Origin of the sequence: Xenorhabdus kozodoii (genome assembly GCF_002632875.1) — a bacterium.
GTDB classification, from domain to species: Bacteria; Pseudomonadota; Gammaproteobacteria; order Enterobacterales; family Enterobacteriaceae; genus Xenorhabdus; species Xenorhabdus kozodoii.
The window spans coordinates 27,106-48,502 of record NZ_NJCX01000026.1 but is presented as its reverse complement, the minus strand read 5'-3'; the positions used below and the strand labels follow the sequence as shown (position 1 = coordinate 48,502).

The 21,397-nt window shown below is 42.4% G+C and carries 23 protein-coding genes, 1 tRNA gene and 1 pseudogene; 19 read left to right on the top strand and 6 right to left on the bottom strand.

Annotated elements, in window-relative coordinates:
* The 5 genes and pseudogenes from Xkoz_RS20905 to Xkoz_RS15990 form a co-directional block, all read left to right on the top strand.
* Nucleotides 1-232 (top strand): annotated as a pseudogene (locus Xkoz_RS20905) (hypothetical protein); the annotation flags it as partial.
* A gap of 12 nt (nucleotides 233-244) precedes the next feature.
* Nucleotides 245-589 carry a hypothetical protein gene (locus Xkoz_RS16005; protein WP_099143061.1) on the top strand — a complete coding sequence of 115 codons (345 nt, stop codon included), beginning with the start codon at nucleotides 245-247 and terminating at the stop codon, nucleotides 587-589.
* A complete protein-coding gene (locus Xkoz_RS16000; RefSeq protein ID WP_099143060.1) occupies nucleotides 586-816 on the top strand; it encodes a hypothetical protein in 231 nt (76 codons plus the stop codon). Before Xkoz_RS16005 ends, Xkoz_RS16000 begins: the two co-directional genes overlap by 4 nt.
* 126 nt (nucleotides 817-942) lie before the next feature.
* Nucleotides 943-1,146 (top strand): hypothetical protein, encoded by a 204-nt coding sequence (locus Xkoz_RS15995; protein WP_099143059.1) that lies wholly within the window; start codon nucleotides 943-945, stop codon nucleotides 1,144-1,146.
* Entirely contained in the window at nucleotides 1,136-1,342 is a 207-nt protein-coding gene (locus Xkoz_RS15990; protein WP_099143058.1) for a helix-turn-helix transcriptional regulator, read from the top strand. Before Xkoz_RS15995 ends, Xkoz_RS15990 begins: the two co-directional genes overlap by 11 nt.
* Here Xkoz_RS15990 and Xkoz_RS15985 read toward each other — a convergent pair whose 3' ends face one another.
* Entirely contained in the window at nucleotides 1,343-2,554 is a 1,212-nt protein-coding gene (locus tag Xkoz_RS15985) for a tyrosine-type recombinase/integrase (RefSeq protein WP_099143057.1), read from the bottom strand.
* A 174-nt stretch (nucleotides 2,555-2,728) separates the two neighbouring features.
* Nucleotides 2,729-2,816 (bottom strand) — tRNA-Ser (locus Xkoz_RS15980).
* A 184-nt stretch (nucleotides 2,817-3,000) separates the two neighbouring features.
* Between Xkoz_RS15980 and tusE the strand changes: the two genes are divergently transcribed.
* The gene (gene tusE, locus Xkoz_RS15975; RefSeq protein WP_099143056.1) at nucleotides 3,001-3,330 is read left to right on the top strand and encodes a sulfurtransferase TusE; all 330 of its coding nucleotides are present in this window, start codon (nucleotides 3,001-3,003) and stop codon (nucleotides 3,328-3,330) included.
* 15 nt (nucleotides 3,331-3,345) lie between these two features.
* Here tusE and yccX read toward each other — a convergent pair whose 3' ends face one another.
* Complete coding sequence (yccX, locus tag Xkoz_RS15970) at nucleotides 3,346-3,624, bottom strand: acylphosphatase (RefSeq protein ID WP_099143055.1); 279 nt, start codon at nucleotides 3,622-3,624, stop codon at nucleotides 3,346-3,348.
* A 230-nt stretch (nucleotides 3,625-3,854) separates the two neighbouring features.
* Here yccX and hspQ point away from each other — a divergent pair, with 230 nt between their 5' ends.
* Nucleotides 3,855-4,175 (top strand): heat shock protein HspQ, encoded by a 321-nt coding sequence (gene hspQ / locus Xkoz_RS15965; RefSeq protein ID WP_208615285.1) that lies wholly within the window; start codon nucleotides 3,855-3,857, stop codon nucleotides 4,173-4,175.
* Between the two features lie 68 nt (nucleotides 4,176-4,243).
* Here hspQ and Xkoz_RS15960 read toward each other — a convergent pair whose 3' ends face one another.
* On the bottom strand, nucleotides 4,244-4,657 hold the full coding sequence (locus tag Xkoz_RS15960; RefSeq protein ID WP_099143054.1) for a CoA-binding protein: 414 nt from the start codon (nucleotides 4,655-4,657) through the stop codon (nucleotides 4,244-4,246).
* Between the two features lie 90 nt (nucleotides 4,658-4,747).
* Here Xkoz_RS15960 and mgsA point away from each other — a divergent pair, with 90 nt between their 5' ends.
* Nucleotides 4,748-5,206 carry a methylglyoxal synthase gene (gene mgsA / locus Xkoz_RS15955; RefSeq protein ID WP_099143053.1) on the top strand — a complete coding sequence of 153 codons (459 nt, stop codon included), beginning with the start codon at nucleotides 4,748-4,750 and terminating at the stop codon, nucleotides 5,204-5,206.
* A 12-nt stretch (nucleotides 5,207-5,218) separates the two neighbouring features.
* Here mgsA and helD read toward each other — a convergent pair whose 3' ends face one another.
* Nucleotides 5,219-7,273 (bottom strand): DNA helicase IV, encoded by a 2,055-nt coding sequence (gene helD / locus Xkoz_RS15950; RefSeq protein WP_099143052.1) that lies wholly within the window; start codon nucleotides 7,271-7,273, stop codon nucleotides 5,219-5,221.
* Nucleotides 7,274-7,339: 66 nt separating this feature from the next.
* Here helD and yccS point away from each other — a divergent pair, with 66 nt between their 5' ends.
* The 11 genes from yccS to Xkoz_RS19915 all read left to right on the top strand — a co-directional run bounded on the left by yccS (nucleotide 7,340) and on the right by Xkoz_RS19915 (nucleotide 20,686).
* A complete protein-coding gene (gene yccS / locus Xkoz_RS15945; RefSeq protein ID WP_099143051.1) occupies nucleotides 7,340-9,511 on the top strand; it encodes a YccS family putative transporter in 2,172 nt (723 codons plus the stop codon).
* Between the two features lie 282 nt (nucleotides 9,512-9,793).
* A complete protein-coding gene (locus tag Xkoz_RS15940) occupies nucleotides 9,794-10,822 on the top strand; it encodes a radical SAM protein (RefSeq protein WP_099143050.1) in 1,029 nt (342 codons plus the stop codon).
* A 4-nt stretch (nucleotides 10,823-10,826) separates the two neighbouring features.
* A complete protein-coding gene (locus Xkoz_RS15935) occupies nucleotides 10,827-12,170 on the top strand; it encodes an ATP-grasp domain-containing protein (RefSeq protein WP_099143049.1) in 1,344 nt (447 codons plus the stop codon).
* A 106-nt stretch (nucleotides 12,171-12,276) separates the two neighbouring features.
* Nucleotides 12,277-13,386: an MFS transporter gene (locus Xkoz_RS15930; RefSeq protein WP_141554432.1), complete on the top strand. Its 1,110-nt coding sequence runs from the start codon at nucleotides 12,277-12,279 to the stop codon at nucleotides 13,384-13,386.
* Nucleotides 13,387-13,420: 34 nt separating this feature from the next.
* Entirely contained in the window at nucleotides 13,421-14,569 is a 1,149-nt protein-coding gene (locus Xkoz_RS15925) for a DegT/DnrJ/EryC1/StrS family aminotransferase (RefSeq protein ID WP_099143047.1), read from the top strand.
* On the top strand, nucleotides 14,566-15,417 hold the full coding sequence (locus tag Xkoz_RS15920) for a hypothetical protein (RefSeq protein ID WP_099143046.1): 852 nt from the start codon (nucleotides 14,566-14,568) through the stop codon (nucleotides 15,415-15,417). The genes Xkoz_RS15925 and Xkoz_RS15920 overlap by 4 nt, the downstream gene beginning before the upstream one ends.
* Entirely contained in the window at nucleotides 15,407-16,786 is a 1,380-nt protein-coding gene (locus Xkoz_RS15915) for a P-loop nucleotide/nucleoside kinase family protein (RefSeq protein ID WP_167386609.1), read from the top strand. Before Xkoz_RS15920 ends, Xkoz_RS15915 begins: the two co-directional genes overlap by 11 nt.
* On the top strand, nucleotides 16,783-17,661 hold the full coding sequence (locus tag Xkoz_RS15910; RefSeq protein ID WP_099143044.1) for a hypothetical protein: 879 nt from the start codon (nucleotides 16,783-16,785) through the stop codon (nucleotides 17,659-17,661). Before Xkoz_RS15915 ends, Xkoz_RS15910 begins: the two co-directional genes overlap by 4 nt.
* A 1-nt stretch (nucleotide 17,662) precedes the next feature.
* Entirely contained in the window at nucleotides 17,663-18,748 is a 1,086-nt protein-coding gene (locus Xkoz_RS15905; RefSeq protein WP_099143043.1) for a GNAT family N-acetyltransferase, read from the top strand.
* Nucleotides 18,749-18,757: 9 nt separating this feature from the next.
* Entirely contained in the window at nucleotides 18,758-19,936 is a 1,179-nt protein-coding gene (locus Xkoz_RS15900; RefSeq protein ID WP_099143042.1) for a hypothetical protein, read from the top strand.
* Nucleotides 19,937-20,110: 174 nt separating this feature from the next.
* Nucleotides 20,111-20,686 (top strand): nucleoside 2-deoxyribosyltransferase, encoded by a 576-nt coding sequence (locus Xkoz_RS19915; protein WP_244183493.1) that lies wholly within the window; start codon nucleotides 20,111-20,113, stop codon nucleotides 20,684-20,686.
* Nucleotides 20,687-20,735: 49 nt separating this feature from the next.
* Here Xkoz_RS19915 and Xkoz_RS15890 read toward each other — a convergent pair whose 3' ends face one another.
* Nucleotides 20,736-21,359: a TfoX/Sxy family DNA transformation protein gene (locus Xkoz_RS15890; RefSeq protein WP_099143041.1), complete on the bottom strand. Its 624-nt coding sequence runs from the start codon at nucleotides 21,357-21,359 to the stop codon at nucleotides 20,736-20,738.
* Nucleotides 21,360-21,397: the final 38 nt, after the last annotated feature.

Genomic DNA, 21,397 nt, shown 5'->3' with positions numbered 1-21,397 from the left:
ATCAGAGCGCATGATGTTGGCAACCCATGTTGAAGGGATCGCATTTGAGCAGTGCGGAAGCGAAGAAGGTGCGGACATAGCGGTAAGAATGTACATGGATTTTGTCAATAGTCAGCCAGAGAAAGGCAACCGGTTATCTAAGAAAGGGCGCGAGGGACTTTCTATCTTGCACGATGAATTAATCAAAGCGGTAGAGGCTGGCGAGTTTAACACTATGCCGGTTATTCATTGACAGGAGGCGCAGATGATAACGAAAAACTTTCGTCTCAACGCACTGGCAAACACTTACGCAGCCGCTATCTATCACGATGTAACAACCCGTAACGGCGGCGCTCACTTCACAATGCAGGTCGGAAAAACAGAAATCAATGTCGCTATTGTCGATGGGGTAAAAGGCATTCGTGAACTGGTCGATAGCTACGCACTGGAAGCACTACAGCAGAATTACCCGGCATGGGAAATCATCGCCATTAACCTGATGGAAAAATGTGTAGTCAATGGCTATCTGACAGGCCACGGGCGTGAAATATGGCAAAGCATGATCAATGACATGGGCGACACGCTGGCAGCCAAGGGGGCGTTTCAATGAAAATCGACTATCAGAACAAAGGCAACGCAGCACTAATCATCATAACCAGCTTCATCACAGAGCGCCGTTTACATAATCGTTGTGTGGATGCCGCCCTGTTGGCTGTTGGTAAGTTGCGGACTACTTCTTTTGGTGTGCTGTTCAGAAAAACCGCGATCACCGGCAAAGCGAACCACATGATGCGAGCCTACAAAATCATTTGCAGGGAGGCAAGCCGTGACAAATAAGCACCGCCAGATGGCAGACATTCACGATGTGCTTGTTAAAACCACATTCCACATCGACGACGGCACGGATCAAACACAGCGGCTCATTCATATCATGAGGCGTAACCAACATATTCATGAGGGCGTTTGCCCTCCTCTGCCACCAGCGCCAAAAGTGGCAAGCGTGAAGTTAACACCAGTAAAGACAGGCAAGAGGAGAAGGAAATAATGATCACTAACTCACCCCACCTCACCCAGATAATCGCCTCAGCTTGGGGTAATCCGGCTGACATCACCGATGCAATCTGGCAGGCAGGATACCGGAAAGGAGGTAATTCCAGTGTCGAATAAGTTCATTAGGTTAGATGAAGTTTTGAGCAGAATAGGTTATAGCAAATCATGGACTTATAAATTAATTGATAAAGGAGAATTTCCTAAACCAGTTAAGATTGGTTCTCGCTCAATTGCCTTTATAGAAAGCGAGATTAACGAATGGATTGAGCAGCGTATAAATAAGTCTCGCCGCTCAATTGAAGATAATGCTTAATCAGTCATTCTTAAAACGACTATTAATAATATCTTTCCCGCACTCTAAGGCATTAATGAAATCAGCATACCACTGGAGCATTTCTCGGCGACCATCCAAATGAAGGGCATGGTTATACGTGCCCCTAATAGTATTTTTGTCAACATGAGCAAGCTGTAACTCTATCCACTCAGAAGGGAAGCGCTGCTCATGCAGCACAGTACTCATAGTGTGGCGGAATCCATGCCCCGTAGCCCTGCCGCCATACCCCATACGCTTCATCATGGTATTCATAGCCATTTCGCTGAGAGGTTTTTTGTAATCGGTTCGGCTAGGAAATACATATTGATAATCACCACTAATTGGGATTAATTGCCGAAGTAAAGTTACTACCTGATCAGACAAAGGCACGCTGTGCGGTCTGCGCATTTTCATTCTTTCCGAAGGGATTTGAATGAGTCTTTTTTCCAGATCAACTTCACTCCATTCTAATTTTCTTAATTCACCAGGGCGTAATCCTGTAATAATTAGAATTCTCAGTGCATGTCTAACAATCTGGCTACCCATGTGCTTGTCAATGGATTTCAGGAATTCTGGTAACTCGTCAACATCAAGGTGAGGGTAATGCTCTCTTTTGTGGGGAATAAAAGCACTGGCAAGATCGGGGGCTGGGTTATACTCAGCTCGACCAGTGATAATTGCATATTTCCAAACTTCACCACAACGTTGACGGACTTTTTTTAACTTCTCAGTAGCCCCGCGCTTTTCCATTCTCGAAAGAACGTCCAGTAACTCCAAGGGTTTTATATCTGCTATTGGTCTATTGCCAATATAAGGGAAAACATCATTTTCAAAAGCGCTCATCATGTCAGCGCGATACCCTGCCGACCATCTATCTTTGCGTTTTTCGTACCATTCAAGAGTAATTTTTTCAAAAGTGTTTTCAGACATGATAGCGCTTTCTCGCTTCTTCTGCTTTCTATCTTCAGAAGGATTAACGCCACCAGCAATCATAGAACGACACTCTGCGGTTCTTTTCCTTGCTTCCGCTAAAGGCACTTCAGGATAAGTGCCTAAAGATAGCATCTTCTGCTTACCTTCAAAACGATAACGGAACCGCCAACCTCTAGATCCGTTCGGTTCTATCAATAGCCAAAGTCCATTTCCATCAGATAGCGTATAAGATTTTGCTTTTGGCTTGGCTCTCTTAATTGCCACGTCTGTTAGCTTCATCATTTCACCCGTGTGTGTAGGAAGATGTGTATAGTAAAAACTATACACAAAACTATGCACAATTTCATGTCGCTTTCAGGAGACGCTAGGAGATATTAGGAGACTTGGGATTATTGTTATTTGTTGATTTTATTTGAAAAAGTGGACTTTAGGAGACGTTGCGAGAAGTAGAAGTGGCGGAGGAGGAGAGATTCGAACTCTCGGATGGTTTCCCATCGGCGGTTTTCAAGACCGCTGCCTTCAGCCGCTCGGCCACCCCTCCGCGATGTCGAGCACTATAAACATGGCTGTTCCCAATGTAAAGCATTTATCTGTTCAACTGCCGTTAATTTATTCACAACTCTGTCTATTGGTCTATTTATTCAGCATATTAGGGGATCTTTCTTGGGAATTGTGGTGATTTTTGCTAAATTGCAGCTATCGTTATTGAATTGGTAAAAAAAGTTATGTTGGTATTTGAAGGTCGCGAGATCGAAACTGATGCACAAGGTTATCTAAAAAATTACCGTGATTGGCAAGAAGCCATAGCTCCTGTCATTGCCGGACAGGAAGCCATTACGCTGACCGAACAGCATTGGGAAGTTATCCGATTTGTACGTGAGTTCTATGAAGAATTTAATACTTCACCGGCTATTCGTATGTTAGTCAAAGCGATCTCCCAAAAATATGGTGAGGAAAAAGGAAATAGCCGTTACCTCTATCGCCTGTTTCCCAAAGGGCCTGCAAAACAAGCAACAAAAATTGCTGGCCTTCCCAAGCCCGTTAAATGTATTTGATTTATTCATCCGTCGCTAATGGCGGATGCTAAAATCACTCATTTCTTCCACTTCACAAGACTCAGATTGAAAATGTTCTATTTTAGCGCCAGGTGGCCCGCCCTGCTCCAGCCAATGCGTTAACATTTTGATTTGCGAATCATTGCCGCAAGCGACGATTTTCACACTCCCATCATTCATATTGCGGACATATCCCACCAGCTTATTTTTCTTTGCCCAGCGGTAAGTATGATAACGAAATCCAACGCCCTGTACCCTTCCGTAAACATAAATAATCATGCTGCATTTAGCCATCGTTATATTCCTCCCAGATAAGATGGTAAAAACTTTAAAATGTTAAACTCACTTTTGATATTGTATTTTATATATGCAACAGCTAACCTGAAATTATGAGGTGGCGGTCACATGTCATCTTGGTTGCAAAAGTCATGCAAAAATTCCGGCTATCACTCTCTGGTGTGCGCTTGAAATTTACCTTACTGCCCTTATATATGAGTCATTGCAAAGTTTCTTTGGAGGTGACTATGATGATCGCCAGCAAATTTGGTATCGGCCAGCAAGTACGACATAGGTTGCTGGGTTACTTGGGTGTGATTGTAGATATTGATGCTGAATATTCTTTAGAACAGCCGCAGGAAAATGATATTGCATCTAATGCCACCTTACGTTCAGCGCCGTGGTATCACGTCGTGATGGAAGATGATGACGGGCAACCTATTCACACTTATTTGGCTGAAGCTCAATTGACTTACGAAACATCAGACGAACATCCAGAACAATCTTCTCTGGACGAGTTGGCCGAATCGATCCGCAATCAATTGCAGGCTCCACGACTACGAAATTAAATGTTTTCATTACCGTTATCTAAATCATAACAGTAAGGTGGTGAAGAATAAATCCATCGCCGCCTTCTTTACTTTTCCATTCCCAATCGCGGGATTTCAATTTTTGGGCAACGATCCATCACAACCTCTAACCCTTTATTTTCTGCCAATAATTTTGCATCTTCATTAATAATGCCTTGTTGCAGCCAAAGGACTTTGGCACCAATGACGATAGCCTCTTCCGCAACACCGTAAACAGCGTCCGCATTGCGAAATACATCAACCATATCGACGGGTTGTTTAATATCAGATAATTGGCCTACAACGGGCTGGTTCAATAAAGTTTGTCCTGCCAGTTTAGGGCTGACAGGAATAACGCGATACCCCTGATTGAGTAAATATTTCATGACCTTGTAGCTTGGGCGATCTGTTTTCTCACTCGCACCGACTAACGCTATAGTTTTTACCTTTCCCAGTATATCCGCGATGTATTGATCACTCATTTTTGCTCCCCCTATTTTCCACCGCTTTTTCATTTGGTTTATCTGCTACCCTGTTTATGATAAATAATTTACCCGCATAAAGGTATCCCTATGGAATCAACGGTTCGCACCTTGCCTGAATCAAAAAAGATCGCGCTTGTCGCACACGATCATTGTAAAAACGCCCTGCTGGCCTGGGTTAACACTCACAACGCTTTGTTAGCACAACATACTTTATATGCCACAGGCACGACGGGGCATCTAATCCAGCAAAAAACGGGGTTGTCTGTAACGAGCATGTTAAGTGGGCCAATGGGCGGTGATCAACAAATTGGTGCGCTGATTTCCGAAGGGAAAATCGATGTCTTAATCTTCTTTTGGGACCCATTAAATGCCGTTCCCCATGATCCCGATGTTAAGGCTCTGCTACGCGTGGCTACGGTTTGGAATATTCCTGTTGCAACAAACCGCTCAACGGCCGATTTTCTTATCAACTCAACGCTTTTTTCTAAAAATGTTGATATTTGCGTGCCAGATTATCAGCGCTATCTCAATGAAAGATTAAAGTGATTTTAACGACCATCAAGGCTTACGCTGGATCGGTACGCCCAATTGCGCTAACTGATGAATGAAAATCGATGGGTTTTCCGGTTCCTGCATGAGCCAAACCTGCTTTTTTGCGCGCGTCAGGGCGAGGTATAAAAGGCGACGCTCTTGCGCATCGGGGAAATTCTCCGGTGGTGGCAATAAAACCTGTTCCATCACCGTTTCCCTTTCTGGTGCCGGAAAACCATCTTGGCCCTGCCGTAATCCTAAGATAATGACGTAATCCGCCTGCTGCCCCTTGGACGCGTGGATCGCCATAAATTCAATCTTCAAATTTGGCCAGCGCGTCGGCGCTTTTTTCAATAATTCTGGTTTGAGATAGTCATAGCGCGCCAATAATAAGAGGGTTTCTTGCTGGGTCACATAACCACTCATTTTATTAAGCAGTGCTTCCAACTGCTCTTCCGGTAAAATCACAACCGATTTCTTATTGCCTTTCGCCAGACTATTCAGCGTTTTTTTAGGCTGGTAAGGATTTTGTTGTATAAATTGGCTGGCAATTTCCTCGATACGTTCATTGAAACGATAGGTTGTATCCAGTGTACATTCAGTCCCTTTGCCAAAATAGCCTGCAAATACCGCCGCTAACGTTAATTCAGGATCCTTAAAGCGATAAATTGCCTGACAATCATCTCCTACGGCAAATAGGTGACTTTGTTGATTTTGTGCCTTCAATGCCGTCAATAATTTGAGCTTCAAGGGAGAAATATCTTGAAATTCATCCACCAGGATGTGTTTCCATGGGCTGATAAATCTCCCTTTTTGTAAGATATTCACTGCCTGATGGATCAAGCCAGAAAAATCGGTTGCACCTTCAGATTTTAATGCCGATTTCCAGGCTTTCAGCAACGGAGACATAAGCCGTAGGCGTTTCTGGAATGCATCAATATAAGCGGCGGGAGATTGTTCAACCCACTCTTTCTGACTGCCGCCATGCATACGTATTAACGCCAGCCAACGTTCCAGGCGAACCGATAAGCGAGTCGTCAATGCATTATCATGCCAATATTCACCTTCCGGTAATTGCCAATCCAATTCTTCATTCAACCATTCCCGCCAACCTTTAGCCTGCGCTTTCTTTGCTTCGCACTGCTTCTGCCATTCCTGGATAAGAAAAGCCCGGCGCTTTTGGGTATCCGTTTCCAGTTCGCTAATTTTCGGGAATTTGTTGCTACCTTGCTGAATAATATGCAATGCCAAGGTCTGAAATGTGTTGGCTTTTATCTCTTGTGTTCCCAGCCGTGCCTGAATGCGTTCATTCATTTCATCGGCAGCCTGACGACCCAAAGCCAACAGCAAAATTTGTTCAGGAAGGGCTTGTTGCCGTAACAATAGCCATCCGGCGCGCGCAACCAAAACAGACGTTTTTCCGCTACCTGCACCCGCCAATAACAGAATATTCTGTTCACCATTAATCACGACCCGACACTGGGCATGATTAAGGGGTGATATTTCTATTGTCTGGAAAAATTGTCCATATTGCCCCAACATGTGCTCAACCCATTGCTGGTTCAGGGTTTGGATTGCTTTTTCACCATGATCTAACCAATCCAGACAAATCTGATAATTGTCCCGGCAATTTTCAAATTGCCCAATGCGTTGTAATGGCAAAGGTAAAGCCTGAAAGGTATCCCGGATTTGTTGTTGCACCGCCGCGAGATCTGTTGCTTTAAGCCAGCGATTTTGTCGTTTTATCTGAGTTATTTTATTGACTTGCGCTGCCAAAACATCAGCGCTGACATCCCCCATATCGAGGCTCCATTTTTGCCATTCTTTTAATAAATAATGGTAAAAACGTTGGGTTTGTTGCCAATCAGTGCCATGCAGACGAACCACTTTTCTTTCTGGTAATTCAAATTCCAGTTCCCCCCAAACAATTCCTCGCCTACACTGAATATCAATTAATTGATTAAATGGGATAAGGTACTGGTGCCTGTCGCCACTCACTTCAATGCCAGCATTCAGTAAACGTACCCGATTATAGGGATGTTGAGCGAGGCGTTGGCCGATTTGTGTTGATTTTAGTTCCATTGTCGTGGCACCGTACCTGAAAATTGTTGAACGATTTCATCACGTAAATGTTGTTAGGGGTATTTTGTGCTAACGGTTTTATCCAACTCCCGCCATTTTCTCTATCACAGTCACACCCTCTATTATATCCGTATATTCATTGCACTGACAGGAGTCACCTTCATTCCCTGGTTATTAGGGGACGAAATCAAAATAACTATTCCATTGTTGTTGGGTGTTGTTGCGGCGGCATTAACCGATTTGGATGACCGTTTGATGGGGCGATTACGCAATATCACTATTACTCTGATATCTTTTTTTATCGCATCCGCATCGATAACGTTGCTATTTCCGTATCCATGGCTTTTTATGTTTGGATTGGCGATATCCACTTGCGGCTTTATTTTACTTGGGGCATTAGGGCAACGTTACGCCACTATCGCTTTTGGTGCTTTGCTCATTGCCATTTATACCATGCTCGGTTCGTCAATATTTCCTATCTGGTATCAACAGCCTTTATTACTGCTCACTGGGGCAATCTGGTATAATTTACTGACATTAACGGGTTATTTATTGTTTCCTATCCGCCCCTTGCAAGAAAATTTAGCCCGCTGTTACCAGCAACTTTCAGTATATCTCGATGCGAAAACAAGCCTGTTTGATCCCGATTGTGAAGCTGATGAATATCAACAAGCTGTCGTTGATGTTGCCATGGCGAACAGTGCATTAGTTGCAACGCTCAATCAGGCCAAAAGTTCTTTGTTAAGTCGGTTAAGGGGAGACCGAGGGCAGCGAGGGACTCGCCATACGTTGCATTACTATTTTGTCGCCCAAGATATCCATGAACGCGCAAGTTCATCCCATGTCCAATATCAAAAACTACGGGAAGTGCTCCGCCATAGCGATATTATGTTCCGCATTCAGCGATTGCTTTCCATGCAAGCGCGGGCATGTGAGCAGGTTGCACAATCGATTATTCTGCATAAGCAATATCAACATAACCCACGGTTCGAAAGTGCCTTTAACTACCTTGAACACTCTATTGGGCGCTTAAAAAACCAAAAAGTCACCGATGATAAGATCATGGCATTTGATCATTTGTTGAAAAACTTACGTGCCATCGATGCCCAATTAGCCGGGCTTGGCTCGGATCACTCTCTTCTTTCCCAGGATACCTCGCCAAAAGAGAGACAGGAAGAAACACAGCTATCCGAAGAAACCCTAACGGGCTGGCGTGATATCGGGTTTAGACTCAAAAGTCACCTGACCCCCAAATCTGCCCTATTCCGCCACGCTATTCGGATGTCCATTTTACTGTGTGTTGGTTATGCCATTATCCAGCTCTTTGATTTACAGCGCGGATATTGGATTTTGTTAACCAGTTTATTTGTCTGCCAACCGAACTATAGCGCCACTCGCCGCCGTCTTGCCTTACGTGTTACCGGCACACTGGCAGGGATTTTAATTGGCCTGCCCATTCTCTATTTTGTCCCTTCCATTGAAGGCCAATTAGTATTGATTGTGATTTCTGGCGTCCTGTTTTTTGTCTTTCGCAATAGCCAATATGCACATGCAACGCTCTTTATCACCCTGCTGGTATTACTGAGTTTCAATTTATTAGGTGAAGGGTTTGAAGTGGCATTGCCGAGAATTATCGATACATTCATTGGATGTGGCATTGCTTTACTGGCCGTCAGTTTCATCTGGCCAGATTGGAATTTTCGCCAATTGCCCCAAGTGATTGCCCGCACAATGGAAGCCAATAGCCGCTATCTTAGTGCGATTTTAACCCAATATCACCAAGGTAAGAGCAACAGCCTGAATTATCGGATTGCCCGTCGTGACGCCCACAATGGTGATGCTGAACTGGCATCAGTGATCTCAAACATGGCATCGGAGCCAAGGAACTACCGTATTTCTCAGGAAGTCGCTTTCCGCTTACTGTGCCTGAATCACACCATGCTGAGCTACATTTCCGCATTAGGAGCCCATCGCGACAAACTGAATGATCCCGCCATCTTAGACACCCTTAATCATACAATCTGTTATGTTGAATCGACATTAAAACAAGGCCAGAAGAATGACGATACCTTACACGTTGCAGTGAATAAATTGTTAGAAACAATCAATCTGTCACCTTCAGAAAGTAACAGTAAAACTCAGCTTATACTACAGCAAATAGGATTGCTCATTGAGCTATTACCGGAAATTGTTTGGTTAAAAAAAGAAATTAGCGAGCAAGCCCGCACTGATAAATAATCCTTCAGGGGCAGATCAATCCTGCCCCTATTATTCCTTCCTAATCATTTAATAAACACCATTAAAAAAACACCATAGAATAAATAACATAAAAATCACCCATTAATTTTCAGCCAAAAAAGACATTTACAAATATTAATATCATAAACAGTTATTTTTGATATTGATTCCATACATAACTCCTGTAAAGTCACAAATCTATAAAAACAACAACTCATTATATTTATTTTTATCAATAGAAAAATCATCACTTTTGGGATTTATAAACTTGTGGAAAAAAATATGGAAGAGATAATTGCCATTGCAAAATACCCTCTTGGTCTGGAAGCGGAAAAACTTTTTGTCACACCTAAACTTAACTATGCCTTTATACGTATAAATAATATTTGTAATGCTCGTTGCGAATTTTGCGATGTCTGGCAAACTGCCCAAGTTGATGCACACAAACAAATAGACATGGTTAAACTTTGGCAAGAGTTGGAAGCCCTCTCACCGCAGGAAGTCAATATTCATGGCGGAGAAGCTTTTTTATCAAAAGATTTTCTGGCGATTTTGGATTGTAATAAAAACACCCCGATTTCTATCACAACCAATGGAACGGCTCTATCCAAAAAGATTTTTAATCGTGTACAAAACAAGAGCCATCTCGTCAAGAAATTTTATATTTCAATTGATCATGTCGATCCTGAAAAAAATGGCGAGTCACGTGGCATTCGTTGGCTGACAAACAATCTCTATGATGCAATGGAGTATATTAAGCAAGAAATACCCGGCTCTATTATTGTCGTCAACCATGTTGTCAGTTCATTAAATTACGATACTATCGATCAGTTCCTGCTAAAAATGGCTGCATTGCGGGTTGATGGTGTTAACCTTATTCCCATTAAAGACTACCCTTTGCTATTTTTGAACCGTGCCCAAATTAAGTTATTTATGCAAAAAATAAATGCTTTACTGGAAAGCAGACAAATTTCACGCCATTTATTTATGGATGCCAATTACGAAATTTTTGGCCGCAATGAAGAAGATTATTGTCGGGCGGAAATGGGACATTATAACGCGTCCAGCAAAAAAGCCTGTGCCATTCCACTGACCACACTCTTCATTGATGCGGTAACAGGCAATATCTACCCTTGTGATACCACCATGTATCGACCAAATCCTCAACAATATGTGATGGGAAATGTCCTGGAAAATTCACTCCACGATATTTGGCATGGCGATAAGTTTTCGTTGTTCCGTAAAAAAATGTATCCCGTCATCACGTGTGACTGTATTAAAGGCTGTGATCCTGCCAATCGATTAAGGTAAAACGATGTCTCCAGAAATTCACATCAATCATCAGGCGAGTTTCCATTGCAAAAAGCCAACGATTTTCTGTATGCCAGATATTAGAGACAGTGAACGTTTTGTTCAACTTTGCTATCAGCATCATTTAAATATTATTTTGTTGGTCAAGAAAAAATGGCTGGACTCAACAGATTGCTCTTTGGCGTTGGCATATTTAGTGATTGATGATCCGTTAGCTAACCATGCCAGTGAAAAAATAATCGAGGCGCTGAAACAGGTTAAAGACACTCTATCAATTAGCACAGCTCCAATTCATATCGACTATTTTATGGTTTTTTCTGAGCTTCATGTTGAATTGATGGCCACGATTGCCTCCCACATTAACCAAGATCCCCATGTGATTGAGATAGCCCGAACATTTAGGGATAAATGGCTCATGCGCAAGATAGCCAATGAGCACGGACTCTTGTGCCCCAAATTTACTCTGGCATCAGAAATGCTCCTCTCACCTGAACATTTCGCGGCTTTTACTCAATCCGTTGAAAATTCGGCCAAACACAAAGGTAATCAAGTCGGTTTTATTGTCAAGCCACGTTCATTTTGGGGTTCTATGGGCGTTACAGAATATTCAGACCGCACGGCCTTGCTTTATGCATTACAGGGACTTGATACACCAGAAGCGTATCTGGTTGAAGAAAAGATCCAGGGCAGGTTACTCCATATTGATGCGGCAGTATTGCAACATCAGGTTATTTACCAAGGCATTGGTGTTTATGCCTGTTCATTACTCTCTTCCGCTCAAACTGAACCTCGCCATTTTATGTGGCATACCCTGTTACCAGACTCCCCAGATAGCCATAGGCTGTTTGAATTTAACCAACAGGTATTGCAGGCATTCAACCTCGAATACGGTTTTACTCATACCGAAGTTTTCATTGAAGAAAATACCCATAATCTCATACTTTGCGAAACGGCATCACGTCCACCAGGACTCCGATTACTCGACCTTCATGCGCAAGCCTATAATAAGCATGCCTTTGATGTTTTTATCGATGCATTAATTTCCCCCACGTCAATGGGTAAAGAGACTTCTTTTTCCATAATGCCCTCTGCCTCCAATTGCATTGGCATGATCATTTTTAACCCACCGATTGGAGAAATAGAATCGATAACGCCCATAGCAGAAATGATTGATGAGCATGTGATTGAATGGGAACAGTATGCCAAAACTGGCCATTATTTTTCCAATAACCATTATACTGAAAAAATGGGCTATATTATTTGTTCTGCCAAAAATGAGCATGAATGTCTGAAACACTTAAAAAATTACAATACCAAATTTCATTACACAACGATAAAACAAGATTAATACAATGATAAGATATCTGTTTCTTATTTCTTTATTTATTAATGGTGTTGGATCAAGTATTCTTGCTGTTGGATACCCCTACATATTATTATCTGAAAATATGCCAATGACATACTATTATGGCAACATGGGTATCATCTTTTTATTTACCTCTATTGGTGCATTGTTATGGGGCTATAAAATCGATTACTCAGCCGATATTTGGCAGTTCCGTATTGTTATATTATTGTTTGAAATATTTAGCACCTTGTCACTATTGGTATTGTTACTGAGCAAAATAACCTTTTCGCCGATTATGCTACTTTTATTTATTTCATTATTAGAGTTTCTTTTTGCCTATGAGATCCCATGGTCACGGGTTGCCTGGCATGAGCTTAATGATTGGACAGAGCAACAAGGTGGTAAGCATGTGAATGTCTCTCTCTACATTGTTATTGCGACTTCGCTTATTTCAGCTCTCGGCCCTGGATTTGGTGCTTTACTGGGAATGACTCAAGGCATAGAGACCATTGTGACGATCAAATTATTTTCTCTGCTGCCTTATTTTTATCTCTGCTATCTTATGATGAGAATGCAGATTAAACGGACAACAGCGCAAAAAACTCAGTCACCCGTTGGGCTACGCTCTGTATTTCAACAAAACTATTATAAGGTCTTTGCCATTACCGTTATCTTCGCTATTTTTGCCAATGCGTTTTTAATGGTGTCTCTCCCCGTTGTAGTTATGGAAAGTTTGGGGAATAAAGGTTATGGGCTAGTCACCCTGTTTTATGTACTCAGTGCCCTAATACCGATTCTCTGCACAACATTACTCAGTAAAACAAGGGTTGATCATCGTATCCAACGTTATTCCGTTTCAATATTTATTGCTATGTTTATATTTGGCATTCTATTTTTTCAGCTACCCCTTTTTTATGCAAAAGCCTTTTTCTATTTGCTCTATAACATGGCAATAATTTATTTTAACATTTTAATTACCAAGGCTATCTATCAAAAAGGATTGGAAATGCAACAGGGACGCCTGTTTTCTTTATTTCAGATCACCATGAATTTTTCATTTCCAATCGCCGCAATCACCGTATCCATTGCGCCTGATTCGACACAACATTTTTTACCTGCGATGGGTTTTTCTCTATTTTTACTGATTGCAATAGCTGTTTATTTAATCATTCAAATGAATAAAGTGCCTGCGCCGATACATGATTGGCGCAGGTAATATTAATAAAAATATTGATTATTAGGATAATAATATGTCATATCTCAGACCTTATCTCGGTAATACCCAAATTGCTGATAATGTGCGGCTTCGTTTGCAAACGGTCCTTGATAATAAAGCGGTGTTCAGATATGCCACAGAGAGCCAATATTGCCGCCAGGCCGAAAGGTTATTGCAAAATATTTTGCATACCCAACATGCTATTCTACTGACAAATGGTACTGTCGCGCTAAAAGCGGCTCTGCTTGGTCTCACGCCCAAAATAGGGCAATGGGTTCTCATTCCTTCCATCTCATTTATCGCCACTGCCAATGCGGTACTCAGTTGCGGATTAATTCCGGTTCTCGTTGATGTTGATGACAGTGGCATGATGTGTCCAGAAGCATTAAACAAAACGTTAAATCAAATGGAGACTAAACCTCTGGCGGTCATTGCCGTTCATTTGGAAGGTACGGCGGCTTCAATTGCTGAAATCACCCAAATTTGCCAACAATATCATGTGCACCTGATTGAAGATTGCGCACAAGCGATGGGAGTAAAATATCAGGAGCAGCCGGTAGGCACATTTGGTGAATATGGCTGTTTCAGTTTTCAGGCCAATAAATTGATCAGCAGCGGCGAAGGCGGTTTACTGATTGCCAAAAATAATTCCCGGTTCGCCAATGCCTGCATGATGACTGATCATGGCGCCCAACGTACCGCAGAAGGCTACCCAGATTGGAGCAAGAGTATTGGCTTTGGTGACAATAATAAATTCAATGAAATACAAGCGGCATTGCTCATTCATCAACTGGAGAATATTGAACATTTTCGTGCCTTATTAATCGAACGTTATCAAGAAATCCTGCAACATTTACCCGCAGATTGGATCACTTCACGCCCGAAAGGAACGATACCCGTATCTGTTTGGTTAAAACGCAGCAAATTGCCCACAGATCTCGCCAATTCAGCGCTGCTATATGATTGGCAAGCCTGGGATCTGGCTAACCATCCGATTATAAAAAATCAGCTTTCGCCCTACTCTGATCGTTTCCCCTGGGATCTGCAAACCAGCCCACATCCTGCACCCACATTAGAGAAACACAGTGGCATTATCAGTGACCGTATTTGCCTACCCGTGCCCATTGATGATGGGGTTTACGAACATGTCTTACAGTGGGCAAGGGAAGGAAACCTGTCATGATATTAGACAATACTTTTTTTACCCCACTCAGCGGAAACGACCAGCCTGTCCAATCTGTGTTGGGCGGCTCTTGCATCTGTTACGCAAAAGGTGTGCCTGCCCGACTTTCACTACAGGATTTGATCGATTCTGTACTGCCAGCCATTATTGCTTCACAGCACAATGCCCCGGTTTATCTCTATTTTCAGTCCCATGAAGCCATCATGATGGCCGATTTGTTGCATTTTGATCCTCAACAGGCTAACCACAAAGCGATGAGGGAATGGCTGGAAGCCGGCATTATTTATACCTTAGAGCAACTTAATATTCCTTTACCACCGATTTATTGGGTGGATACAGCCGAAGATAAAATCCGCCAGCACATTGATCAGTGGGTTCCTTATATCAAGCGGGTTTTACCCACATCGACGCTATACGGTCTCTATGCCAAAAAGCCGGATGCCACTTATCCGCAGGGGACAGACGAAGAACCGATGATGTTGGATGTGTATTACCGCAATATCACCCTTTATACGCCCGAATTCCTCAGCACAGCCCTTAAGATCCCGCCAGGACAGGCACTGTTTGTGGAAAATAGCACGCAGCAAAAAGCAATCCAGATTTACTATCATGCCACTGGGCAAAATTGCAATATCCTGCTTTACGAACCGGCGCCGAATACCCAAGGTAAAGAAATGTGTTTAGGCAATAGCAACCATAAAATTGAATTACGTCTTACCGCAAAGCAACTCATGCATCGTGCGACTAAAATTGGTCATGACGATTATTATCAGGCCATCTTTAACCGGCATTCTATTGTCGATATCATGCAAGGCTGGCAATCAAAGGTATTCGGTAATGAAGCATAAAACCGTTGTTGTTGTTAGGGGAACACCGGCAAGTGGCAAATCCACAACCTGCGATCGCTTGAAAGATGTCATGCTCGCGCAGGGGTTAACGGTTTCCTATTTACCCTGGGATACTTTTCATCATTTCGTTGAACCAAGGACATACCTTACGCGAAGGATCATCATGGAAGATACCTTGCGGTTGTTAAAGGTTGCTGATGATTGCCTTGATGCAGGCAGTGATCTGATTATTCTGGACGGCGTATTCATTTATCCTGAAGAAATTGACGCCATTCATGCCTTATTTACACGCCAGGGTGTTCGGATCCTGCATTTTCGGCTTATGGCACATGAAGCAACGTTGATTACCCGTAATCAAGAACGCGCCATAGAAGATCGCTTGCCCGCTTCCCGTGTCAGGGAAGTCGCCCAGGATAATTTGTGGGATTGCCATGTCCCGCATGAAACGTTGCTTGATAGCACGAAATATTCTCCAGACCGTATTGTGGCACAGATAAGCCAGGCAATTATGCAACAATCGGCTGCCATTGCCCCTTCTGCCAATCCAACGACTTCCCATTTATGGCGTTTGGGGACAACGTTACGTTACCCTAAATTCCGGCGTTTTGAACAGGTTGATTTGGTCTGGCAAGAAGACCATCAACAGTGGCAGAGTAATACGTTCTTCGAGTTCGCTTTTACGGCTCAAGAAAAAGAAGAATTGTTATCTTTTTTAACGCAGCAACCGGTCTTATTTAAGTATGTGAATGCAAAATCCCATGCCTATTCCTACCTGCATGATTTAGCAAAGCAGCGCGGTTTACGCTGCCACGAAGAAAGCGCATGGTCAGCCCCCATAGTCAACATTCCCCCTAAGACAAACATCGCTGATTTTTTAAGCCATCATTCAGCACGGGTAAAGCGCAGCCTTAAAAAAGCACGCGCCTATCATACCGTCACACGTTACAGTGCTTATGGTCAAACGGAGCAACTGTGGCAAGATGCCCTGCATATCGACACACAGGGCTGGAAAAGCATTCAACGCAGTGATATGCGCAGCCTCAACCGTGAAGATCTCCAATACCTTCCAGGTTTGTTATCCAATAGCCATCAATATCATCTGGCCGTGACTTATGACGATAACGGCACGCCGGGTGCCTGGTCATTAATGATTAACAACGGTGCAGGCCAATGGTATGCCGCTAAATGGGGTTGTAGCGATCAAGGGCGGGAAAAGTTAATGGGGATTAATTGCCTGATGAGTCATCTGGAAATGCTCTATTGCCCTTACACCGGTCTCCAACTTGATCTGTGGGGCAGGGAAAATGACTTCTATGACCAATTAGCCACGACATATCTTGATCGTCTTCATCTCAGGATCACACCATGATATCTCACTGCAATCTAGGGTCTTTGCAAGGTGTACTGTCCCGGCAAGATATTATCTCCCTGGATAATATCGTGAACTATGGCTGTTCAGTACGCGAGTTTTTCCGCGAAGATCTGCAATCCATGGCCGCTCAAGGTTATTGCCTGCTGCCAGAGTGGATATGTCAAAGCATGGTCGAGTCCGTTTACGCAGCCAATTGGCAGCCACTTTTCTACCCTGTTTTGCCACCAGAGCAGGCCAGCATGATTTTGCAAGCGGATATCCAAGCCATGATGGAAAGACTCAGCGCTCTTCCACAACCCTGTGCTGTACTCCTTGCCCATCCTTTAGGTTATATCGACCCGAACTGCATGGTATTTTTGCAAGAATTTCAGAAAAACCACAATATTTATGTATTCTTGGATCTTTCCCAGGGCTATGGCAGGAAAGATTGCATACAGGAGATCTTGCATGTTCATGCCGCTTATTATTCCTTCAACGGCAATAAACTTATCCATACCGGTGGCGCATTACGCCTGCACCTAACAGGCAGGGAGCATATTCCCTGCTCTGTCAGGAATATTTTTACCCGCTTTTATGGCGCAGCCGAAGAAAAATTTGCGGCATTGAAAGCGCACCTGCAATCTCACTGTATTGAAGAGGATATTGACCATGCCTCGCTGTACGCTTCTTACCAATCAAGCCCTTATCGTACTGTATTGAATTGGCAGAAATGTTCTCCCGCTTTGCAAACATTACTGAAACATCAGGGGTTGGTTCAGCCGTTACTCGCTGAACCCCGACAGGAAAAAGGGCATTCTAGCTCAAATTATCATCAATGGTGTGAGAAAGTGATGTTGATGTTCAGTTCACCAAGAGTTGAATGGAGTCAGTAAAATGTTAGAACTCAAACAAGTTACCCCGCAATCTCCCTTGTGGAATGCATTTCTTCACCTTTATGGCGAGTATTTTCAACGCCATTGGCCAGACGTTTTTACGGATCAGTCAGAAGAGGCAATAGCAAAGGAAAACCACGCTACCCTTGAACAACGCATCCAGCAGGGTGACCGGGGGCTATTTTTGTTGCTAAATGCCGGTCAATTGGCGGGATTAGCCAATGTGTATCTTGAGCGGGAAGAAAAAGTCACGCTGAATATTGCTGAATTTTATATCAGGGATGAATACCAACGCCAGAAGCTGGGTTATGGATTATGGCATGCTATGTTGCAATGGGGACGTCGCCACGGTGCCACATCTGTTCATCTGGAGACAGATGCCGGCAAAAATGCCAACTTCTTTTGGCAATCGCATGGGCTTTCAAGCCACCAAGTGGAAGAGCGTATGCACTATAATGGCTCCATACCACCCCTAAAGATACTTTGGATTAGACATGGGAAAATTATCCCGCTTGATCACCTGGATTACTGCCCGGCAGATAGTTTGATCACCCTTGATGCGACTTCAATCAAACAGGCTGAAGCAATTGGTAAACGAATACTGAAGGCACTTCCGTGGCAAGATATTTATACTTCGCCCCAACGTCGGGCATTTGAAACTGCCAAGGCACTCAGCTCAGCCTATCAATCTTGTGCAATACACGAAGCTGATGCACTTCGTGAATTTTTTCCAGAAGAACTTATTGGCATGAAACTGGCAGATATTCCGCATCGCTATGGCAAGGATTATGCCTATCGGTTACTGCATACTCCCCTTGATTCACCTTTTAAAGATTCAGAACAGGTGATAGACGCGGCCGACAGGATTCATCGTTTTGTCATGCAGATTGGCGATGAACTTTCAATGTCTTCTATGCGGATCATGATCTCCCATCAAAATTTGCACAATATTTTCTTGGCGCACTTAATGGCGAGTAATCTCAATCTTTCTGGCCGATTGCATCTTAATAATCTCCATGGCAGTACTTTTTTATATAGTCCTTATACTAAACAATTTGATATAGAAAATGTAAATATCCCTTTATGAGAGAATAATATGTCGAAAAATATTCCATATATTATTTTTGACGCTGAACCATTCTGTTTTGGTCCAATATCCACCACGTTAAATGTGGTGGAAAATTTGCGGCGTCGAAATAAATTAATGTCAGGCACTAAACTTATTTTATTAGGCACACTCACTTCTTCTCAATTAGGTCAAAAGTCTGGCTTATTTGATGAGATCTATGAATGTGATACCACTTCGGTTACTGAGCTTTCACGCTATTCTGAACTTATTGCAGGCGCAAGTTTGTATATCAGTAATACTAATCCCAACTCGATTAATTTTGTTTCAAAACTTAACACATCCATTATCTATATCGATACACTCTTTTGGATGTGGGGTAATCTTGATGTTGATCTGCACCAAACGGAAAAAACATTTATTCAGCATTTTCATGGGATAGAGCGCAATATCGAACGATTCCACGATAAACTGGGCAACTATCAAATTATCCCTCCCATTCTTCATAGCTCGGTGCAACAATACCTGCTGGATGACCATGAACCAGAAGGGATATTAATTACCCTTGGCGGCATTGATACCGTCTATGCCGATCCAACTGATTTTTATTACCATTTCCTTGAAGAGTTATTGTCTATTCCCCAACTGCAAAATGAAACCAATATCACTATTGCAGGTGGGGGTAAGACGATTGTCAATCTGGCGGAAACATTTGCCAAAACGCATCCCCATATTCATATTGGCTGTTTTGCAAGGGATGATTTTCTGCAAAAATTACATCGTGCCCGTAAGGTATTAGCTAATCCGGGTCTTACCACATTTTATGAGTGTGTCGCTCTCAATAAAGATGTTTTTTTCTTACCGCCACAAAATTACAGTCAGCAATTACAATTAGAAGTGTATCTACAAAATTATTATAGCCACGAATACGGTTTTTTATGGCAACCGCAAGAGGGTTATCCTGAAATCCCCCCATACCTACCAGAAAAAGACGGCTTGGCATTAATTAAAAAATGTAATGACTTATTTATTAATAATCCGATAGAAAGAAAACGAGCAATGAATAAGATAAATCAATTTCTTGCAAAAGAAAAAAACAGCACTCATTTTCGCCATGATATTTTCCAAAACAATTCAGATGATATCATTGCTGATTATATTGAAAATAGAATCTCCAATCAGAAATTGGAATATATAGCCATAATTTAAATATAACAAATAATGAAAATAGAATTTACTCAGATAACAACCTATGATATCTGTACAATGAAATAAATCATTATCTTCTATACCAATCTAACTTCAAGATGCGTGTGATTTCTCCCCGCGAAGCGGGGATAAATCAGGTTTCATATAGTGTTGTAAATTGCAACTTGAAGTTTAATGCGTATATTTATAAACATTAAAGTGATTACTTTAAGAGGCAATTCTATGTCCATAATATTTTCTGACCTTAAAATATTTATTGGTGGCCCTATTCAACATGCATTGAAATTAAGGGTATTAGATAATAATTTACAAGTTCACATTAAATCTGCCATTCACCATCTGGAGTCACTCGGTGCAGACGTTTTTTCAGCCCACCGTACAGAGCAATTTGGAGGCACCACACATCTCTTTACACCAGAGGAAGTTTCCCAACGGGATCGCCAATGGATGGAGCAGTGTGATATTTTTGCTGCTATTTTGCCTGTCTGCCCACAGCAGAAGCAACTCATAAGGACGGATGGCACTCATATCGAGTTGGGCTGGGCTTCCGCCTTAAAACGTCCCATTATACTGGTCACTGAAAAACCCTTTAATCATTCTGCCAGCCATTTATTAAAAGGGTTATCAGCTATTGCTCAAGTCCATCATATTTCCCTGAATGATTTTCAACATGATCCAACAATATTAAGTCATGTAATTCAATCCATAGTCGATAATAAAATTAACCAAAAATCTTCAGCCGTTGCATAAAATGAGTAAGTAGTAGGGGCTAACGCCCCTATTCACCAAACTTCACTCATCATGGATGAGTTTCTGGGTTATGGTGAACCAAATCGCGGTGCCAACGCATTAATTCATTACGTAATTTTTCTGGTAATACTGCAACATGACACCCTTCTATTGCCCCTGCCAACGCAAGCAATAAACTGATATTTGTTTTTTTCCTATGCTGCCGGAGTTTGAGGTAAGTCGCTTTTGCCCCCAACACGCGTAATTCTTCTACTTTAGAGATACCGACTTTCCATAATTGTCTCTCTAGAGCAATCCCTAAATTAGGGAGATCTTTAAGCCGGAGAGGCATTTTCTGCCTATCAATCATTTCCTTCATTGTGTATTGATAGGCTAAATTGACATATTCGAATAACTGTTTTTGATCCTGCCAAAGTGCTTCATTAACACGATAATACCGTAAGGTCACAGGTATCCCTCTTTTTGAATAAATGAATTTTTCCATTCCCCTGGCCTTAAATAATATTTCAGCGTGACTATTTCCTCGTAAATAAAGTTCCCCATCAGAGCTGATGGCAAATAAAACGTCATTAATTAATAATCCAATACCGCCAAATTGAGACTTTTTCTTAAGCCTTCCCAGTGAAGATACACCGTGTTGCAATTGAGCAAAACGCGCTCCGGATAAAAACATTTTTATCACTCCATGAATCACATTCCAACGTAATGTTT

What these genes read in the sequence shown, in the direction of transcription:
- Xkoz_RS16000 (WP_099143060.1), top strand. Translation starts at nt 586, where the DNA reads ATGAAAATCGACTATCAGAACAAAGGCAACGCAGCACTAATCATCATA.
- mgsA (WP_099143053.1), top strand. Translation starts at nt 4,748, where the DNA reads ATGGAATCAACGGTTCGCACCTTGCCTGAATCAAAAAAGATCGCGCTT.
- Xkoz_RS15960 (WP_099143054.1), bottom strand. Translation starts at nt 4,657, where the DNA reads ATGAGTGATCAATACATCGCGGATATACTGGGAAAGGTAAAAACTATA.
- helD (WP_099143052.1), bottom strand. Translation starts at nt 7,273, where the DNA reads ATGGAACTAAAATCAACACAAATCGGCCAACGCCTCGCTCAACATCCC.
- Xkoz_RS15930 (WP_141554432.1), top strand. Translation starts at nt 12,277, where the DNA reads ATGACATACTATTATGGCAACATGGGTATCATCTTTTTATTTACCTCT.
- Xkoz_RS15905 (WP_099143043.1), top strand. Translation starts at nt 17,663, where the DNA reads ATGTTAGAACTCAAACAAGTTACCCCGCAATCTCCCTTGTGGAATGCA.
- Xkoz_RS15925 (WP_099143047.1), top strand. Translation starts at nt 13,421, where the DNA reads ATGTCATATCTCAGACCTTATCTCGGTAATACCCAAATTGCTGATAAT.
- Xkoz_RS15915 (WP_167386609.1), top strand. Translation starts at nt 15,407, where the DNA reads ATGAAGCATAAAACCGTTGTTGTTGTTAGGGGAACACCGGCAAGTGGC.
- Xkoz_RS15985 (WP_099143057.1), bottom strand. Translation starts at nt 2,554, where the DNA reads ATGAAGCTAACAGACGTGGCAATTAAGAGAGCCAAGCCAAAAGCAAAA.
- Xkoz_RS15890 (WP_099143041.1), bottom strand. Translation starts at nt 21,359, where the DNA reads ATGTTTTTATCCGGAGCGCGTTTTGCTCAATTGCAACACGGTGTATCT.
- Xkoz_RS15910 (WP_099143044.1), top strand. Translation starts at nt 16,783, where the DNA reads ATGATATCTCACTGCAATCTAGGGTCTTTGCAAGGTGTACTGTCCCGG.
- Xkoz_RS15900 (WP_099143042.1), top strand. Translation starts at nt 18,758, where the DNA reads ATGTCGAAAAATATTCCATATATTATTTTTGACGCTGAACCATTCTGT.
- Xkoz_RS15935 (WP_099143049.1), top strand. Translation starts at nt 10,827, where the DNA reads ATGTCTCCAGAAATTCACATCAATCATCAGGCGAGTTTCCATTGCAAA.
- Xkoz_RS16005 (WP_099143061.1), top strand. Translation starts at nt 245, where the DNA reads ATGATAACGAAAAACTTTCGTCTCAACGCACTGGCAAACACTTACGCA.
- Xkoz_RS15920 (WP_099143046.1), top strand. Translation starts at nt 14,566, where the DNA reads ATGATATTAGACAATACTTTTTTTACCCCACTCAGCGGAAACGACCAG.
- tusE (WP_099143056.1), top strand. Translation starts at nt 3,001, where the DNA reads ATGTTGGTATTTGAAGGTCGCGAGATCGAAACTGATGCACAAGGTTAT.
- Xkoz_RS19915 (WP_244183493.1), top strand. Translation starts at nt 20,111, where the DNA reads ATGCGTATATTTATAAACATTAAAGTGATTACTTTAAGAGGCAATTCT.
- yccX (WP_099143055.1), bottom strand. Translation starts at nt 3,624, where the DNA reads ATGGCTAAATGCAGCATGATTATTTATGTTTACGGAAGGGTACAGGGC.
- Xkoz_RS15940 (WP_099143050.1), top strand. Translation starts at nt 9,794, where the DNA reads ATGGAAGAGATAATTGCCATTGCAAAATACCCTCTTGGTCTGGAAGCG.
- hspQ (WP_208615285.1), top strand. Translation starts at nt 3,855, where the DNA reads ATGATGATCGCCAGCAAATTTGGTATCGGCCAGCAAGTACGACATAGG.